At 53.8% G+C, this 17,822-nt stretch carries 12 protein-coding genes and 1 riboswitch; of the genes, 9 read left to right on the top strand and 3 right to left on the bottom strand.

The window, feature by feature from the left end:
• Positions 1–44: 44 nt before the first annotated feature.
• Positions 45–141: riboswitch (TPP riboswitch) on the top strand.
• Between the two features lie 80 nt (positions 142–221).
• Genes thiB through thiQ form a run of 3 tightly spaced genes read left to right on the top strand, consistent with a single transcriptional unit; the run spans position 222 to position 3,485 of the window.
• Positions 222–1,205: a thiamine ABC transporter substrate binding subunit gene (thiB, locus tag DUT67_RS03265; RefSeq protein ID WP_145984881.1), complete on the top strand. Its 984-nt coding sequence runs from the start codon at positions 222–224 to the stop codon at positions 1,203–1,205.
• Positions 1,181–2,788, top strand: a complete 1,608-nt coding sequence (gene thiP, locus DUT67_RS03260; protein ID WP_113632742.1) for a thiamine/thiamine pyrophosphate ABC transporter permease ThiP — start codon at positions 1,181–1,183, stop codon at positions 2,786–2,788. The genes thiB and thiP overlap by 25 nt, the downstream gene beginning before the upstream one ends.
• Complete coding sequence (gene thiQ / locus DUT67_RS03255; protein WP_113632741.1) at positions 2,775–3,485, top strand: thiamine ABC transporter ATP-binding protein ThiQ; 711 nt, start codon at positions 2,775–2,777, stop codon at positions 3,483–3,485. Before thiP ends, thiQ begins: the two co-directional genes overlap by 14 nt.
• A gap of 4 nt (positions 3,486–3,489) precedes the next feature.
• Here thiQ and DUT67_RS03250 read toward each other — a convergent pair whose 3' ends face one another.
• Positions 3,490–5,112: a family 43 glycosylhydrolase gene (locus tag DUT67_RS03250; RefSeq protein ID WP_113632740.1), complete on the bottom strand. Its 1,623-nt coding sequence runs from the start codon at positions 5,110–5,112 to the stop codon at positions 3,490–3,492.
• A gap of 515 nt (positions 5,113–5,627) precedes the next feature.
• Here DUT67_RS03250 and ilvB point away from each other — a divergent pair.
• Positions 5,628–7,292, top strand: coding sequence for an acetolactate synthase large subunit (gene ilvB, locus DUT67_RS03245; RefSeq protein WP_189339539.1), 1,665 nt, complete (start codon positions 5,628–5,630; stop codon positions 7,290–7,292).
• A gap of 5 nt (positions 7,293–7,297) precedes the next feature.
• The gene (ilvN, locus tag DUT67_RS03240) at positions 7,298–7,591 is read left to right on the top strand and encodes an acetolactate synthase small subunit (RefSeq protein WP_011095347.1); all 294 of its coding nucleotides are present in this window, start codon (positions 7,298–7,300) and stop codon (positions 7,589–7,591) included.
• A gap of 36 nt (positions 7,592–7,627) precedes the next feature.
• Here the strand turns inward: ilvN and DUT67_RS03235 are convergent, their stop codons facing one another.
• Positions 7,628–8,398, bottom strand: coding sequence for a DedA family protein (locus DUT67_RS03235; protein WP_113632738.1), 771 nt, complete (start codon positions 8,396–8,398; stop codon positions 7,628–7,630).
• 360 nt (positions 8,399–8,758) lie between these two features.
• Between DUT67_RS03235 and DUT67_RS03230 the strand changes: the two genes are divergently transcribed.
• The 4 genes from DUT67_RS03230 (at position 8,759) to rluA (ending at position 16,750) form a co-directional block, all read left to right on the top strand.
• Positions 8,759–10,339, top strand: coding sequence for a sensor domain-containing diguanylate cyclase (locus tag DUT67_RS03230; protein WP_113632737.1), 1,581 nt, complete (start codon positions 8,759–8,761; stop codon positions 10,337–10,339).
• A gap of 117 nt (positions 10,340–10,456) precedes the next feature.
• Entirely contained in the window at positions 10,457–12,823 is a 2,367-nt protein-coding gene (locus tag DUT67_RS03225; RefSeq protein WP_113632736.1) for a DNA polymerase II, read from the top strand.
• Positions 12,824–13,007: 184 nt separating this feature from the next.
• Positions 13,008–15,911: an RNA polymerase-associated protein RapA gene (gene rapA, locus DUT67_RS03220; RefSeq protein WP_113632735.1), complete on the top strand. Its 2,904-nt coding sequence runs from the start codon at positions 13,008–13,010 to the stop codon at positions 15,909–15,911.
• Between the two features lie 185 nt (positions 15,912–16,096).
• Positions 16,097–16,750, top strand: coding sequence for a bifunctional tRNA pseudouridine(32) synthase/23S rRNA pseudouridine(746) synthase RluA (rluA, locus tag DUT67_RS03215; protein ID WP_113632734.1), 654 nt, complete (start codon positions 16,097–16,099; stop codon positions 16,748–16,750).
• Positions 16,751–16,846: 96 nt separating this feature from the next.
• Here the strand turns inward: rluA and djlA are convergent, their stop codons facing one another.
• Positions 16,847–17,737, bottom strand: a complete 891-nt coding sequence (gene djlA / locus DUT67_RS03210) for a co-chaperone DjlA (RefSeq protein ID WP_048262402.1) — start codon at positions 17,735–17,737, stop codon at positions 16,847–16,849.
• Positions 17,738–17,822: the final 85 nt, after the last annotated feature.

Below are 17,822 nucleotides of genomic sequence, written 5' to 3'. Positions count from 1 at the left end.
ACACGGAGAACCTTTCGCTACCCGACTTAACCCTTTACAATGAGCCGTTCTCAACGGGGTGCGGAAAATTTTTCGCTGAGAAGATACCCGTCGAACCTGATCCGGTTAATACCGGCGAAGGGATTTGAGAGTGCGGCTTATTGCTGCCTCGAAGTCCTTTGCCACCCTATGATTCTCAGGAGTGCAAAGTGTTAAATCAATTATTACATCGTTCAGCCATCGTGCTGAAAACCAGCCTGCCTTGTCTATTACTGCTCTCAGCATCCGCCTTCGCCAAGCCCGCGCTTACCGTTTATACCTATGACTCATTCGCTTCAGAATGGGGCCCAGGCCCCGTCATCAAGACCGCGTTTGAAAAAGAGTGCGAGTGCGAATTGAATTTCGTCGCACTGGAGGATGGTGCATCGCTGCTGAACCGTCTGCGTATGGAAGGCAAAAACAGCAAAGCGGACATCATTCTTGGGCTGGACAACAACCTGTTGCAGGCTGCTGAGCAAACTGGCCTGTTTACGCCACACGGTCAGGACACCAGCGCCGTCACGGTGCCGGGCGGCTGGAGCAATAAAACGTTCATCCCTTACGACTACGGCTATTTCGCCTTTGTGTATAACAAAGACACGCTGAAGAACCCGCCGAAAAGCCTGCATGAGCTGGTGGACAGCAACGCACCGTGGAAAGTGATCTATCAGGACCCGCGTACCAGCACGCCAGGGTTAGGTCTGCTGCTGTGGATGCAGAAAGTGTACGGCAACGATGCGCCGCAAGCCTGGCAGAAGCTGGCGAAAAAAACCGTTACCGTGACCAAAGGCTGGAGCGAAGCCTATGGTCTGTTCCTTAAAGGGGAAGCGGATCTGGTGCTGAGCTATACCACGTCACCGGCCTATCACATTATCGAAGAGAAGAAAGACAACTACGCGGCAGCCACCTTTAGCGAAGGGCATTATCTGCAAATCGAAATCGCCGGGCAGTTGGCTTCCAGCAAAAATCCTGAGCTGGCAAAACGCTTTATGCAGTTCATCCTGAGCCCAACCTTCCAACAGGCTATTCCCACCACCAACTGGATGTATCCGGCCATTAAAACCGAACTGCCAGCAGGCTTCGCGACGCTCGCGGTTCCTGAGAAAGCCATGCAGTTCAGCGCGCAGGATGTTGCCGACCAAAGGACGCAGTGGATTCAGGCATGGCAACGCGCCGTCAGCCACTGATCGGCGGACGTCTGTGGCCAGGGCTACTGGCCACCACGCTGTTAATTTCCGTTGCCGTACTGGCTTTTGGCGCACTGTGGATACAGGCGCCAGAAAGTCAGTGGCGCACACTATGGCATGACAGCTATCTCTGGCATGTCATTCGGTTTACCTTCTGGCAGGCCTTTCTATCTGCGCTATTTTCTACCGTTCCGGCGATTTTTCTTGCCAGAGCGCTGTATCGACGGCGCTTCCCCGGCCACCGCTGGCTACTGCGCCTGTGCGCGATGACGCTGGTGCTGCCCGTGCTGGTAGCCGTTTTTGGCCTGCTCAGCGTGTATGGCCGACAAGGCTGGCTGGCCTCTGCGCTGGGCTGGCTTGATCTGAAATACACCTTTTCGCCTTATGGATTGCAAGGCATCCTGCTGGCGCATGTGTTCTTCAATCTGCCGCTGGCAACTCGGCTGTTGTTGCAGTCACTGGAAGGCATTGCCACCGAGCAGCGTCAGTTAGCCGCCAATCTGGGCATGAACAGCTGGCAGCATTTCCGTCTGTTGGAATGGCCTGCGCTGCGCAGGCAGATTTTACCCACTGGCGCGCTGATTTTCATGCTCTGCTTTGCCAGTTTTGCCACCGTTCTGTCGCTAGGCGGTGGCCCGCAGGCGACCACGATTGAACTGGCTATCTATCAGGCATTGAGCTTTGATTACGATCCAGCACGCGCGGCACTGCTGGCATTAATTCAGATGGTCTGTTGTCTCGGTTTGGTGCTGTTGAGCCAGCGGTTGGGGAGTATTTTGCCTGTCGGCAGTACGCAGCAGCTTGCCTGGCGTAACCCGCAGGATAGCGCCTTAAGCCGCCTCACTGACGGCCTGCTGATCGGCGCGCTGTTGTTGCTGGTTGTTCCCCCCTTGCTGGCCGTGGTGGTTGATGGCGTGAACCGCTCATTGGTTTCCGTGCTGCAACAGCCTGTGCTCTGGCAAACGCTGTTTACCTCGCTACGTATTGCCTTAAGCGCAGGATTGCTGTGTCTGGTGCTGACCATGATGCTGCTTTGGAGCAGCCGCGAGCTCAAGTTACGCCAGAAGCCACTCTACGGGCAGTTGATGAATCTGAGCGGTATGCTCATCCTCGCCATGCCGGGTATTGTGCTGGCAACGGGCTTTTTCCTGCTGCTGAATAACAGCATCGGGTTGCCGCAATCCCCCTACGTGCTGGTGGTGTTCACGAATGCGCTGATGGCAATTCCGTATGCCATTAAGGTGCTGGAAAACCCCATGCTGGACGTTGCTGAGCGCTACAATCGGCTCTGTACTTCACTGGATATTCGCGGCTGGCAGCGATTGAAGTTGATCGAACTCGTCGCGCTGAAACAGCCGCTCGCGCAAGCGTTAGCCTTTGCCTGCGTGCTGTCGATCGGGGATTTCGGCGTTATCGCGCTATTCGGCAATGAGCAATTCCGCACGCTGCCGTTCTACCTGTACCAGCAAATTGGCTCCTATCGCAGCGCCGACGGCGCAGTCACGGCACTGTTGTTGATGCTGCTGTGCTTTATGTTATTTACCCTGATTGAGAAACTGGCAGGCCGTCATGATCGCGCTTGAGAAATTGACCTACTTCTATCAGCACTTACCCATGCGTTTTGATTTTCACGTCAAACCGGGAGAGCGCATCGCCATCCTCGGCCCCAGCGGCGCGGGGAAAAGTACGCTGCTGAATCTGGTGGCTGGCTTTCTGATGGCAGACAGCGGCGAATTGAGGCTTAACGGTGAATCTCACCGCGAGACGCCCCCAGCCAAACGGCCGGTTTCGATTCTGTTTCAGGAAAATAACCTGTTTCCTCACCTGACGATTGGGCAGAACATCGCGCTGGGGTTGCACCCTGGTCTGCGGCTCAATGCGGCACAGCGCGAAACGCTGCGGCAGATTGCCGATCAGGTTGGTCTGACAGATCTTCTGGATCGCCTGCCCTCGCAGGTGTCCGGCGGACAGCGTCAGCGCGCGGCATTAGCACGCTGTCTGGTGCGTCACCAGCCCATTCTGCTGTTGGATGAACCGTTTTCTGCACTCGATCCTGCACTACGTCAGGAGATGCTCGATTTGGTTGAAAGTGTGTGTGAGGAGCGCCAGTTCACGCTGCTGATGGTGTCCCACAATCTGGATGATGCCATGCGGATCGCAAAACGTACGGTGCTGATCGTGGACGGGCAGATTTATTATGATGGGCCGACTCAAGCGTTACAGGATGGCAGCGCCGATGCCGCCGCCATCCTGGGAGTTTCACGCCCGTCTTCGGATTGAGAAGTTAAGGCAGAGCCTGATAGCGCAGGTTACTGAACGTGACCTCGCCTTCGCCCGACGCATACAACGCTGGCCGCAAACTGAGGAAGTCGTACGCCACGTTGTGATGGTAGCCAGACACTTCCATCTGCACCGGATATTTCTTCCACGGTTCCTGATCAGAGGTTCGGGTGTAAAACGTCACGATATGACGATCGTTTTTCATCCGAATTTGCACCTCATTGCCCGTAATGTGCGGCAGTTTCTTCTCTGCCCTTTCCAGCCCATAGCGATGCATCACCGTACCATCCTGATTAAACGACAGCCCGACGTAGAGTTTCGCATTGTAGAACAGCAGTAAACCGGCCTGTGCTCCAGGGGCGAAATTCGCCGTGACTTCAATTTGGTAAGCTTGATCGCCAGGGATCATCGTTAGCGGCGCACTGTCTTTCGGCGACGTTCCTTTTGCCTTCAGGTGCAGCTTGCCGTCGCTGAGCGTAACCCGCTTTAGCTCTTCCGCATTAGCACGGTAAAAATGCCAGCGGGCTGGAAATTTCTCGTCAGTGAAGCTATCAGACCAGCCGATACCGTGAGGCACCGCCTCGCCACCTTCCGGTTTACGAATCGGTTTGCCGGTATCGAATCCAGCAGAGGTAAACCAGCCGTCAGCACCCCAGACAATCGGCTCCAGCATCGCCTGCCGTCCCAGCGTCATAAAGCCGTTTTCATAACCGTGATACACCATGTACCAGTTTTTATCCGGCCCTTCGATCAGCGTCGCGTGACCGCGCGACCACCACTTCTCTGAACGATCCTGCGTGCGAATAATCGGATTATGCGGTGAGTTTTCCCACGGCCCGTTGATCGACTTCGATCGAGCCGCAATCACCATGTGCCCCGTTGGTGGCCCAGCCGTGCCGCCTTCCGCCAGCACCATGTAGAAGTAATCGCCGTGGCGCAGCATCTTCGGCCCTTCCTGCGAGAAGCTTTCCACATCCCACTCTTCTGGGTACTGCCATCCCTGATAGACCACCTCCATTTCACCGACCGTCGACAGCCCGTCATCCGTTAACTGCACACGGTTGCCGCCAGACATAAAGATGTAACGCTTACCGTCTTCTCCCACCACATGTCCGGGATCGCTGGCCGGATTTTTCAAGCCGGTATCTTTCGGCGGCGTCCACGGGCCGCGAATATCATCGGCGGTGATTACATACAGCGTTTTCTTTTTCGTCCCTTTAGCATCGATAATCCGGTTCGTCGTGAAGTAGAGGTAATATTTATCGTTGTACTTCACTAGATCTGGAGCCCAAATCGCGTCAACGGGCGTCGTTATCGCGGGGCCAAGCGGCTGCCAGTTCACCAAATCGCGCGAGTGCCAAATTAACAGTCCGGGGATATCGTCAAATGACGAGAACGTCATGTAGTAATCCTCCCCATCTTTGATAATCGTAGGGTCGGGATGATCGCCCGCGATGATAGGGTTGAGATAGCAGCCATTACCTAAATCCGCCTGACGCTGCTGTTCTATACCCCGCATCCACTCGTCGGCAGGGCCAGCCTGGCAGGCCATCGCCTGGCTTATCCCCATCGCCATCAGCAAAATGCCGCTCAGCGCGCCTTTCCCCATCGTTCGGGAGATACTCATTTATTGCTACCCCACTATCTCAATGATTATTTGATAGTTTATAACATTGAAACCGTGTTCCAGTTGTGAAAACTGTCACGATTCTCCGGCTTTTAGATGAAAACTTAAGCGGTAATCGCGCAGTGAAATATCAATATATTGTGACCAATTCGACATATTCCGTTTTTATCCCTTGTGGGTATTGTGTCTTTTTGTACTGCTGTGCTTATATGGATTGGCGATTGATTACTCATTCGAACACAACGCTCAACCATAAAGCGCTCGAATGTAAATAACCCGAACATAAATTAGGATTCCCGTGACGCACTACTCTTCTTCCACTTCAGCACTACTAAACACCGCGCATGTTGACGCGGTTGTCGTCGTGCGCGTGGTCGTCGTGGTCGTCGTCGGCAGCGCGCCGTAACGGGTTCCGAATCGAAGATTCTCAAACCCCGCCGGCGCCAGCCGAGCGGGGTTTCTTGTTTCTACCCTCCCCGCTCCGACCAGCACCGGCCCTGATGAAGGATGTAAACATGCGTTATACAGGCGCTCAGTTGATTGTTCGGCTGCTCGAACAGCAGGGTATCACCACCGTAGCGGGCATCCCCGGCGGCGCAGCACTGCCGTTATATGATGCTCTGAGCCAAAGTCAGACTATCCGCCATGTTTTGGCTCGCCACGAGCAAGGGGCAGGATTCATGGCGCAAGGCATGGCACGAGCCAGCGGACGCGCCGCGGTTTGTATGGCGTCCAGCGGCCCAGGGGCGACCAACCTGATTACTGCCATCGCCGACGCCAAACTGGATTCAATCCCGCTGGTATGTATTACCGGTCAGGTGCCTTCTAGCATGATCGGTACCGATGCGTTTCAGGAAGTCGACACGTACGGCATCTCCATTCCCGTCACCAAACATAACTATCTGGTTCGTGATATCAATGAACTGCCGCGCGTGATCCCAGAGGCCTTCCGTATCGCGCAGTCGGGTCGTCCCGGCCCGGTGTGGATCGATATTCCAAAAGATATTCAGAACGCGACCATTGAGTTGAGCGAACTGCCAGGCATTTTCCCTCTCGATACGCCACCGACTATTTCTCAACAGGAAATTGAACGGGCTGCGGCCATGATTAACGCAGCCCAGCGTCCGATTCTCTATTTGGGTGGCGGAATTATTAGCGGTGTCGCACACGAACAGGCAGTTCAACTGGCGGAACGCGCTAACCTGCCAACCACCATGACGCTGATGGCCTTGGGTGCCATGCCCGTCGATCATCCCCTGTCGCTCGGTATGTTGGGGATGCACGCCGCACGATCAACCAATCTGATCTTAGAACAGGCGGATTTGTTAATTGTGCTAGGTGCGCGTTTTGACGATCGTGCCATTGGTAAAGCGGAACAGTTCTGCCCACAGGCCAGCATCATTCACATCGATATTGATCCGGCCGAGCTGGGCAAGATCCGCCAGCCGCACGTAGCGATCAATGCGGATGTCGCCGAGGCACTGGATCATCTGCTGCCACATATCACCCCACAGCAGCGTGACGTATGGCGTGCAACTGTTAGCGGGCTGCAACAGGAATTCCCCTTCAGCATGCCGAATGCTGACGATCCATTAAGCCATTATGGTCTGGTTCAGGCTACGGCACAGGCGCTGACGGATGATGCCATCATCACGACTGATGTTGGCCAACACCAGATGTGGGTTGCTCAGTCTTATCCGTTACGTCGTCCGCGCCAGTGGCTGACATCCGGCGGGTTTGGCACGATGGGCTTTGGCTTGCCTGCGGCGATTGGTGCAGCGCTGGCTGAACCCGATCGTACCGTGGTGTGTTTCTCGGGTGATGGCAGCCTGATGATGAATATTCAGGAAATGGCGACCGCAGCGGAAGAAGGACTCAATGTAAAAATCGTCTTGATGAACAACCAGTCGCTTGGTCTGGTCCACCAACAGCAGGATATGTTTTTCCAGCAGCGCATCTTCGCCGCCGATTACCGCTACAACACCAATTTTCTCGCGATTGCCGCAGGTTTCGGCTTTGCAACCTGCGATCTGAATGCAGCAACCGACCCGCAAGCCGCATTGAAAGAAGCGCTTAACCAGCCGGGCCCAGCGTTAATCCACGTACGTATTGACGCCAATGAAAAAGTTTTCCCCATCGTGCCACCGGGCGCAGCGAACATCGATATGATCGGAGACTAATGACTATGCAAACTCAACCAACGTCAAATCAGGTCACGCTAGAACTCTCTGTACGCAACCACCCCGGCGTGATGTCACACGTTTGTGGTCTGTTTGCCCGCCGGGCATTTAACGTAGAAGGCATTCTCTGTATGCCACTGGCAAACGGTGAAGAAAGCCGAATCTGGCTACTCGTCAAAGATGACCAGCGACTACAGCAGATGATCAGTCAGGTGGAAAAACTGGAGGACGTCCTTCAGGTGCGTCGTCACGGGGAAGAAATGCGTATTTTCGAGCAGGTCGCCGAGTTTTACTGCTAGATGGCGTGGCCGGGGTCTTGCCCGGCCTGCCCACTCTCACCCGTTTAACACCTGCCATAACAGATGACGGTAAACTGGCATCAACGGGTGCTGAATCAGCACGATCAACGATGCAATCGCCGCCACAGATACCACGGGAGCCACCCAACGCAGACGTCTAAGCGGTAGCTTTTTGCTAAACCAATCTTGCTGTTTACGCTGATCGCTGCGCCACCAACGCCAGTTTAACCAGCCTGCGACCCACACCACGATGGCGGTTGCCAGCAATAACCACTTAAAGCCCGCGCTGTTCGTCCCAGCAGGAATATCAATCGCCACCCCAGCCAGAATACCGGGTAAGAAATAGGCCGGTGGCCACAGCAGGCAGCCGATGATATTCGGCACCGCGAATTTATACGGCGGCAACCCCAGCATTCCCGCCACCATCGGGATTAATGGCCGCGTTGGACCAACAAAACGCCCGATCAATATTGTCGGCATCGGGTGTTGATACAGGGCATATTCGGTTTTGTTCAGTAACGCCTGATACTTTTTCAGGAAAGACCAATTATGCAGCGGCGCTTTGAAACGCATGCCAATAAAATAAGAAATCCAGTCCCCTAGCAGACAACCGATAATTCCAGCCGCCCACGCTGGATACAGCCCCATTTGTCCGCTGCCGATCAGCGCCCCCAGCGTTGCCATCATCACCGTGCCCGGCAGCAGCAGCCCCACCAGAGCCAGAGATTCCAGAAAGGCAACCAGCATGACGGCGATCAGTGAATACGCGAGTGATTGGGTAACCAGATGATCCAGCCACGCTTCCATAAAACCTACCCGTACTTTATAAAAACAAGGATTGTCTGGATCATAGCAGAAGCCGTCAACTCCTGATTTTTCCGCTTCATCCGATGTGGTTAATGTAAAAGCCCAGCAATATCCTGCTGAAAATATGTAGCGCGATTTATCTATCCATGGTTGAAACACGCTCTGCGCTTCAGACAAAAGAACCCATGCGTTTTGATAAATATCAACTATTCGTCTTATAAAGAGGCATGTAATATCATTTTCTAATTCAAGCCGTTAGCCCTACTTCAGTAATGTATTTTTCTGGTCAATTCTTTTGCACCGACGGGCATCTACACTTATGATAGCGGTCATTTTTTGCCACTGTACCGCACTGCCACTATGTTTTTTAAACTACTCAAACATTTCGGATTACGACGCCTTATCCTATTACTGGCAGTGGCAAGCGCATTGGTGACGCTGGCAAACAGCTTTTATGCCAGCTATCGCGTCCAACGAGAGCTTCTGATTGATAACACGCTTGAGGCCAATCGCGTTTACGCCACCAAGCTCACAGCAATGACCCATTCTTTCTTTAAAGAATCACAGCAGCAGTTAGCCTACAGTGCAAATATTGTCGCCCCCCTGATGGATGATAAGGTCAGTCTGTTTAAAGAAGCTGACCGCCTGCGGCTGCAGACCAGCAATTTCAACTCTGTCGTCATTGCCGATGAAAAAGGTATCGTTAGAGCCACGTCGCCTGATACCTTCCAGTTAATCGGGAAAAGCCTGACAACAGACGGCGCACTCGAAGCCTTAAAAGAAAAGCGCCCTCTCATTAGCCAACCCTATATGTCTGCCGCCAATAACTTCATCGTGCTGATATCTTCACCGATTTTCACACGGGATGGGCGATACAAAGGCTTTGTTGGCGGATCGATTTATCTTAAGCAGCCTAGCGTTCTCAATACGCTATTAGATAAACACTATTACCGCGACGGCTCTTATATCTACGTCACTGATAAAAACAAAAAAATGCTGTATCACCGCGATATAGAGCGCATTGGCAAAACAGAAACCAATAACCTGAAGATCGACGCGCTACACGAAGATAATGGCAGCCAGCATATGGTGAACTATCTGGGTGAAAAAATGCTCGCGGGCTATGCCGTTGAATCCACCTCACAGTGGGAGATTGTGGCTCTACGCCCGACAGAAATTACGCTGAAACCACTGGATGGCCTGATGCTGAACGTTCTGCGCCACACGCTCCCGCTAGCGCTTTTAACCATATTCTGCGTCTGGCTGCTTGCCCGGCTCATCGCGCAGCCGCTTTGGCTATTGGCACGCAGCGCCAATAAGATGGATGCGACGGACGTTTCCGACGATATTAGAAATATCCATTCTTGGTATTTTGAAGCCTCACAGCTCAAACAGGCGATGTTACTGGGTATCGATTTACTCCAGCGTAAGATCGGTAAATTACGCTCTGAGGCACACTCAGACCCGATGACCGAACTGCTCAATCGTCGTGGATTGGATAGCGCTCTCCGCTATTGGCAAATGGGGCAGAAAAGCTTTGCCGTCATCGCTCTGGATATCGACCGCTTCAAACGCATCAATGATACCCACGGGCACGACGTGGGGGACAACGTCATTCGTTATTTGTCGCAGCTGATTCGTACCAACTCGCGCGATTCCGATATTCTGTGCCGCAGCGGCGGCGAGGAGTTCCTGATACTGCTGCCAGAAACCACGCTGGATATGGCACTCGACATTGCCGAACGGCTGCGGCAACGCACACAGGAATCAACCATTCCTGTTGTGGGAAGTGTTACGATCTCATTGGGTGTAGCGCTGTGGCAACCGGCCGTCAGCGATGTATCAATCGAACATACTTTCAAGCTGGCAGATAAAGCCCTGTATCAAGCCAAGCAGGAAGGCCGTAACCGCGTGGTTTCTGCCGTACACGACGAATATTAACCCCAATTTCCCTCTGTCTTTTATACAGGTGATGTCTCTGGACATTACCTGTATAAATAACCATACTTATCCCTACCATCCTTCCTTTCCCGCTTGCTATAAATAAAAGGCCGCTTAGTGACTCAGGTTCGTCAGGGGTTTCTACTGACCCGCCACTGGAACGATACGCCAGCAGGCACGCAGGTTGAATTTTGGCTGGCTACCGATGAGGGCCCGCTGCTCGCACGGCTGCCGATACAAGAGGCCATTGCCTTTATTCCTGCACAGCAGGAAGCCCGCGCAAGAACACTCTTACAGCAGGAAAAACGCTGGCAGTTAAAGCCGCTCGCCATGCAGGATTTCCATCATCAACCGCTGTTGGGACTGTATTGTCCGCAATACCGGCAGTTGATGCGGTTGGAAAAGTTGCTACGTGAAGGCGGTGTTCAGATCTACGAAGCGGATATTCGCCCACCGGAACGCTTTCTGATGGAACGCTTTATCACCGCACCCGTGTGGCTGAGCGGCACACCTACGTCAGGTAATCTGCTGACGCAGGCTCGCATGAAACCCAATCCCGACTATCGCCCGACGCTCAGGCTGGTGTCGCTGGATATCGAAACCAACCGCCACGGCGAGCTTTACTGCATTGGGCTGGAAGGCTGCGGACAGCGTCAGGTATACATGCTCGGCCCGCCGAACGGTACGCCTGCCGAACACGATGATTTCACGCTTGAGTACGTCGCCAGCCGTCCGCTACTGCTGGAAAAACTGAACACCTGGATGCAACAGCACGATCCCGATGCCATCATCGGCTGGAATCTGGTGCAGTTTGACCTGCGCGTTTTACAGAAACATGCCGAGCGCTACAACATTCCGCTCCAGTTGGGGCGTAATGGGCACGCACTGGAATGGCGGGAACACGGCTTTAAACAGGGACATTTCTTTGCTAGCGCAACCGGCCGTCTGATTATTGACGGGATTGAAGCGCTCAAATCTGCAACGTGGAATTTTGCCTCATTCAGTCTGGAGTTTGTCGCGCAGTCTCTCTTGGGGGAAGGCAAAGCCATCGATACGCCCTATCAGCGGATGGATGAAATTGACCGCCGTTTTGCCGAAGATAAGCCCGCACTCGCTCGCTATAATCTGCAAGATTGCGAATTGGTCACGCGTATTTTCGACAAGACCGAGCTGTTGCCTTTCTTACTGGAACGTTCTAGCGTCACTGGGCTGGCGGCAGACCGCAGCGGCGGCTCCGTCGCAGCATTTTCCCACCTCTATTTACCACGCATGCACCGCATGGGTTATGTCGCCCCTAATCTGGGCGAAGTCGCACTTGAAGCCAGCCCTGGCGGATTTGTGATGGATTCGCGTCCCGGCCTGTATGATTCGGTCTTAGTACTGGATTACAAGAGCCTCTACCCCTCGATTATACGCACCTTTTTGATCGACCCAGTCGGGCTGGCGGTAGGAACACAGAATCCAGACGCTCAGCATGCCGTCTCCGGTTTTCGCGGGGCATGGTTCTCCCGCGACCAGCACTGTTTACCTGCGATTGTCGAGCAAATCTGGCAAGGGCGTGAAGCAGCAAAGCGCACCAACAATAAGCCACTATCACAGGCGTTGAAGATCATCATGAATGCCTTTTACGGCGTACTGGGTGCCACAGGCTGCCGCTTCTTCGATCCGCGCCTCGCCTCTTCTATCACCCTACGCGGTCATGAAATTATGCGTAAAACGCGTGAGCTGATCGAAGAACAAGGCTATCAGGTGATTTATGGCGATACCGACTCCACGTTCGTCTGGCTTAAGCACGCACATAGCGAAGAGGAAGCCGCAAAGATTGGAAAATCACTGGTGCAACACGTTGATCAGTGGTGGACACAGCATCTGCAAGATACTCAGCAGTTAACCAGTGCGCTGGAGCTGGAGTTTGAAACGCATTTTCGCCGCTTCCTGATGCCAACCATTCGCGGCGCGGAACAAGGCAGTAAAAAACGCTATGCTGGCCTGATTGACACGCCACAAGGCGAAAAGATGGTGTTCAAAGGACTGGAAACCGTGCGTACCGACTGGACGCCGCTAGCACAGCAATTTCAACAACAACTCTATCTGCTGATTTTTCAAAAGCAGCCTTATCAAGACTGGCTGCGGGATTATGTCGACCATACTCTTAACGGTGATTTTGACGATCTGCTGATCTACCGTAAACGGCTGCGTCGCAAGCTTGATGATTATCAGCGCAACGTGCCGCCACACGCCAGAGCCGCGAAAATCGCCGATGACTATAACCGCCAGCAAGGGCGGCCGCTGCAATACCAAAACGGTGGCTGGATCAGCTATGTGATGACCGTCAATGGCCCTGAGCCGCTGGAAACCCGGCATTCACATCTGGATTACCAGCATTATGTAGAACGTCAGCTCCAGCCCGTCGCGGACGCCATTCTTCCTTTCCTTCATGACGATTTTGCTACACTGGTGACAGGTCAGATGGGATTATTTTAAATGCCTGGATGGGATGATCTTAAATGAAAGCGGTTAATTCACAGTACAGCAAGTTTGAGAGGTGACGAACGCGCCGTCATCCATTACCATAACGCCCTTTCTGAATTTGCATCAGCAGCATTATTGGCACCCGATAATGTAATCAGACATTCCCCCGACACAAACGACATCGAGCTAAGAATTTATGCCTTTTACACTTGGTCAGCGCTGGATCAGCGATACGGAAAGCGAACTTGGACTGGGAACGGTTGTTGCCGTCAATACGCGTATGATAACGCTGCTTTTCCCTGCCAGCGGTGAAAACCGACTTTATTCCCGCAGTGACGCCCCCATCACCCGCGTGATGTTCAATCCCGGCGACACCGTCACCAGCCATGAAGGCTGGCAGCTCAAGGTTGATGACGTGCGAGAAGAAAAAGGGTTGCTGGTGTATTGCGGCCAACGCCTGGACGATGAAACACCGGCGGAACTGCGCGAAGTCTTTCTGGACAGCAAACTGACGTTCAACAAACCGCAAGACCGCCTGTTCGCCGGACAGATTGATCGTATGGATCGCTTTGCCCTGCGCTATCGCGCCCGCAAGCATCAGAACGAGCAGGCACTGCAACAATGGGGCGGTTTGCGCGGCATGCGTGCCAGCCTTATCCCCCATCAGCTTCACATCGCGCATGAAGTCGGCCAACGCCACGCACCACGCGTTTTGCTGGCGGACGAAGTTGGTCTGGGGAAAACCATTGAAGCTGGTATGATCATCCACCAGCAGTTGCTGGCGGGTCGTGCCAGTCGCGTGCTGATTGTCGTACCGGAAACCCTGCAACATCAGTGGCTGGTCGAAATGCTGCGCCGCTTTAACCTGCTGTTCTCACTGTTTGACGACGGGCGCTATGCCGAAGCCAAGCTGGACAGCAGTAATCCGTTTGAAACCGAACAGCTGGTGATCTGCTCACTGGGATTTGTTCAACGCAGCGCCCAGCGTTTTGCGCAGTTAGTCAACGCCGACTGGGATCTGCTGGTGGTGGATGAAGCCCATCATCTGGTTTGGAGTGAAGAAAGCCCCAGCCCGGAATATCAGGCCATTGAAACACTGGCACGCGCCACCCCCGCCGTTCTGCTATTAACCGCAACGCCGGAACAACTCGGCCAACAGAGCCACTTTGCGCGCTTACGCCTGCTCGATCCCAACCGTTTCCACGACTATCAAGAATTCGTTGCCGAGCAGCAGCAGTACCGCCCAGTCGCCGACGCCGTCACGCTGTTATTAGCAGGCGAAAAAGCCCAAACGGCTGAACTGAATGCGCTGAGCGATCTGCTGGGTGAACAGGACATCGAGCCGTTGCTGAAAGCCATCAACAGCGACAGCGATGATAACCAGAAGGCGCGTCAGGAACTGATCACCATGCTGATGGATCGCCACGGCACCAGCCGCGTGTTGTTCCGCAATACGCGCCAAGGCGTTAAAGGCTTCCCGCAGCGTGTCCTGCATCAAATCCGCCTGCCGCTGCCAGCGCAGTATCAAACAGCAATCAAAGTTTCTGGCATTATGAATGCGAATAAGCCGCTGGAAACCCGCGCGCGCGACATGCTGTACCCGGAACAAATTTATCAACAGCTCGAAGGGGACGATGCCACCTGGTGGAACTTCGATCCGCGCGTGGAATGGCTGCTGAACTACCTGACCGCCAACCGTGATGAAAAAGTGTTGGTGATCTGCGCACAGGCAGCGACAGCGCTCCAGTTGGAGCAAGTGCTGCGCACGCGTGAAGCGATCCGCGCCGCCGTCTTCCACGAAGGGTTGTCGATTCTGGAACGTGACCGCGCCGCCGCCTATTTTGCGTCTGAAGAAGAAGGCGCACAGGTGCTGATCTGTTCAGAGATTGGCTCGGAAGGCCGTAACTTCCAGTTTGCTAGCCATTTAGTAATGTTCGATCTGCCGTTCAACCCCGATCTGCTGGAACAGCGTATTGGTCGTCTGGACCGTATCGGGCAGGCCAGAGAAATTCAGATTCTGGTGCCCTATCTGGAAAGCACTGCACAGGCGTTGCTGGTACGCTGGTATCACGAAGGGCTGGATGCGTTTGAGCACACCTGTCCGACAGGCCGCACCATCTATGATGCCCACCATACGCAGTTGATCGAGCGATTGACGACCGTTGGTGAACAACAGGGACTGGATGAGTTTATCCATACCTGCCGCCAACAGCACGACAGCCTGAAGCAGCAGCTTGAACAAGGTCGCGATCGCCTGCTGGAAATGCATTCTAACGGTGGCGAACAAGCTCAGCTGTTGGCACAGGCGATTGCCGAACAGGATAATGACGTCAATCTGGTGACATTTGCTCTGAACCTGTTTGATATCGTTGGCATCAATCAGGAAGATCGCAGCGATAACCTGATCATTCTGACGCCATCCGATCATATGCTGGTGCCGGACTTCCCTGGTCTGCCGCAGGACGGTTGTACGATCACTTTCGATCGCGATCAGGCACTCTCCCGCGAAGACGCACAGTTTATCAGTTGGGAACACCCGCTCATCCGTAACGGGCTCGATCTGGTGCTGTCCGGTGATACCGGAAGTTGTGCGGTTTCTTTGCTGAAAAATAAAGCGCTGCCTGTCGGTACACTGTTGGCTGAACTGGTTTACGTTGTGGAAGCTCAGGCACCAAAACACTTGCAACTGACTCGCTTCCTACCACCCACGCCGGTTCGCCTGCTGATGGATCGTAAAGGCACGAATCTGGCAGCACAGGTTGAGTTTGAGAGTTTCAACCGTCAGCTCAACGCGGTAAACCGTCATACTTCCAGCAAGCTGGTGAATGCAGTGCAATCCGATGTTCACGCCATGCTGCAACAGGCTGAAGCGCTAGTGGAAACGCAGGCGCGCCAGCTCATCACCGAAGCCCAACAGCAGGCCGATCTGCAACTGCGCCGCGAGTTGGAACGTTTGGAAGCGCTGAAAGCCGTCAATCCAAACATTCGTGAAGATGAGCTGACTGCACTGGAAAATCAGCGTGAGCAGGTGCTGAGCAACCTGCACGAGGCCAACTGGCGTCTGGATGCGATCCGTCTGGTCGTGGTGACGCATCAGTAATGTGCCGCCCGTCCTATGCGTTATGCGTAGTGATGGGCAGCCAGGTTTTTCAGCGTACGGATAGCAGCATATTAGGGAAAGCACGGGGATGAGGTTTCCGCAGGAATACCTCGCCCCGTGATAGGCCCGTGTATCTCGATCAAACAGCAACGACGTCCCTGTTTTTTGCGTATTTTGGAGCGTGAATGGAACCCTATAATCCGCCTACCGATCCCTGGTTGCACATTCTGTATCAGGATCAGCACATCATGGTGGTGAATAAACCCAGCGGTCTGCTGTCGGTTCCCGGCCGCGCGCCAGAACACAAAGACAGCGTGATGAACCGTATTCAGGTTGACTACCCAACGGCCGAATCCGTTCATCGTCTGGATATGGCAACCAGCGGCGTGATTGCCGTCGCACTAACGAAAGCCGCTGAGCGCGAATTAAAGCGCCAGTTTCGTGAACGCGAACCTAAGAAATCCTACCTTGCCCGCGTCTGGGGACATATGGCACAGGATGAAGGCGTCATCGATCTGCCACTGATCTGCGACTGGCCGAACCGCCCGAAACAGAAAGTCTGCTTTGAAACAGGAAAATCAGCACAGACCGAATATCAGGTACTTTCGCGTGACGATGATGGTACAACACGTGTCAAGCTGATGCCGATTACCGGTCGCTCGCATCAACTGCGCGTCCACCTGCTGGCACTCGGCCACCCCATCCTCGGCGATGGGTTTTATGCGCCCCCCGATGCCAAAGCGATGGCACCCCGCCTTTTACTGCACGCACAAGAGCTGGCTATCACGCATCCAGCTTTCAATACTCCGATGCACTTTCGCTGCGAAGCGGATTTCTGAGATAAACACGCGGTTGGTATTTTCAAGTCGGGCTTGGTGGGGCGATAAAATGTGGCGCGGTAAAATAGGGAAGTAATGAAGGGGAAAGAATCCGGATTATTTTGTCTGATTCGCGCTTTTCAACAATTCATAAGCAGCCTGAATATCCTGCGCTTTGCGTTTGGCCATCTCCATCATCCTCGGTGAAAGCTTCTTGGCGACCAGCTTGTCAGGGTGGTGTTCGCTCATAAGTTTGCGATAGGCGCGTTTAATCGTCGCGGCATCATCACTACTGCGCACACCCAGCGTACGACAGGCACTTTCGACCGTTGGTCCACGTGGCGGAGAGGGCGGGCGTTGGCCGCCATAAGAGTGTCCGTTAGAGTAGCCGCCGCTGGAATAATTATTGCTGCGACGTTGATGCGATTTACCGTTTTGGCGTGACTGATTCTGCCGAGACTGCTGCCCCGTGGGGCTTTCCATATTTCGCAGAAAAAACTCAAACTGCTCACGCGTCACGCCCAGTTCATCAGCAATCACGTACAGCACACGACGTTCATTCGGATGCAGAACACCGTCGACAAACGCGACCTGAAGCTGAATTTCCAGAAACATCTTAATTAAATCAAAACGCCCCAGACAGGCATCGCGAAGCTTGCGTAATTTTATTCGCAAAGGGAAATGACTGGTCTTTCCATCGCGGAAAGCCCGTTGAGCGGCAGCTCTGGCCTCACCAAATAGCTCAAGGCGATCCATCATTTTGGTCGCGATCTTGATATCCGCTTCCGTCACCCGACCTTTGGATTTGGTCAGATGCCCCATAGCCTGAAAGGTCGTGAGAAAGAACAATGACTGACGGGTGGACTGAGCAGAGAAATAATCACGGCGACGTGATGCCCGGGCTCTGTCAATCCAATGCCCCATCAGTAAACCCATGATCATTCCCCAGATGCCAGCACTTGAGACAATTCCCAGCGCCAACCCCAGCAACTTTCCCCAATACCGCATATACTCCTCAAATCCTCATGCCGTCAGCCAAAAATTGCTTTATCATACCTGTCATTTATCTTTGCACCTAACGGCGGTGCGTATA

It is taken from the genome of Pectobacterium peruviense (assembly GCF_003312355.2).
Taxonomy (GTDB): Bacteria; Pseudomonadota; Gammaproteobacteria; order Enterobacterales; family Enterobacteriaceae; genus Pectobacterium; species Pectobacterium peruviense.
The sequence above is the reverse complement of the archived record's forward strand: the minus strand, read 5'-3'. Positions and strand labels throughout refer to the sequence as shown.